This window comes from Methanosarcina spelaei (assembly GCF_002287235.1).
GTDB classification, from domain to species: domain Archaea; phylum Halobacteriota; class Methanosarcinia; order Methanosarcinales; family Methanosarcinaceae; genus Methanosarcina; species Methanosarcina spelaei.
In genome coordinates this window covers 1-1123 of sequence record NZ_LMVP01000299.1, presented here as the reverse complement: position 1 = coordinate 1123, position 1123 = coordinate 1, and the positions used below count along the sequence as shown (strand labels likewise).

The 1123-nt window shown below is 32.5% G+C and carries 1 pseudogene; it reads right to left on the bottom strand.

The features are described 5' to 3' along the window. Positions 1 to 4: 4 nt before the first annotated feature. A pseudogene (locus ASJ81_RS13190) lies at positions 5 to 943 on the bottom strand (ISNCY family transposase); the annotation flags it as partial. Positions 944 to 1123 lie beyond the last annotated feature (180 nt).

Here is a 1123-nt window from a genome sequence, read left to right as displayed (position 1 = left end):
TTTATAGCTTCAATTTATATCTAAATCGGTTAAATTCCTTTTTTGCCTTTATACTCCATTCTTGATGCTTTTCTTCATTCATAATTACGTTAAGTTCTTCAGATAGAATTTTTTCCAGGAATTTAATCTCATTTTCACGATTGTAAAATATATTCAATAACCTGTATTTTAATAGTTCCTGTTCAATTGTTGTTTTCTTCGGAAAATCGCTAACTATAAGCTTGTTTAAGTGCATCAAACAGTATTGATGCACTAACTTATCCCCAAAAACTTCCTTTAAAATATCTGGGTATCTCTTATCAAAATCCGTAACAATAAACACAGGTTCTGATGTATCTAGATTTTTTCGTAGAAACGTTTTGATGGTTTCTGAACTTTTATCCTCAAAAAGTTCATCTGCTATTGTTCTTTGAGTTTTTGCATCCAGTAATGTTAAACGGTATTTCTGACAACGTCCCTCTTTTGGATGCTGTTCGTCATAGTGCACCATATGTACATTTTCTAAAATTGGAACATTTTCCTGTTCCATTTCTTTGTTGAATGTTCTAAAAATAGTGCTTCTTGATCTTGGAAATATGAAGCTCATTATATCAGAAATTCCATCATAAGAAACTTTATGGTATCTGAGCACCTGGAAAAAATTATTAAATGAATCAAAAAGTAAAGTTTTCAGACCTTCCCAAAAACTATGATCTTCTTCGTCTGTACTACCACAATTTTGGCATTTGTATCGACCAATGCTGATTTTTCCAAGACCTTTTTTGATGTATAGATTATAGCCGTTATGAACCATAGGAGCACTGCAAATAGGGCAGGCTGGAGGAATTTTTCTACGAAAAATTCCTCTTGTGGTATATTCGTAATCATTGCTATAACTATCAAAAAGGTATGAGAGAGCAGGGAGTTCCGATAAGTTATTAAGAGTAAGATTTATAATTACCATTGTTTTTGCCGTAACATCATTACATAATTAGAGAATTATAACTTTATGTAGTGATGTTACACTTACTTTCATCACTAGATTTTGGAACTGAGTCGCCAGAATCTGCAAATTATGAATGTCAGGACACTTTAAACGTATTGTTGCACGCCGCAACATCTTCTACAAACTCTCTCGAATCTG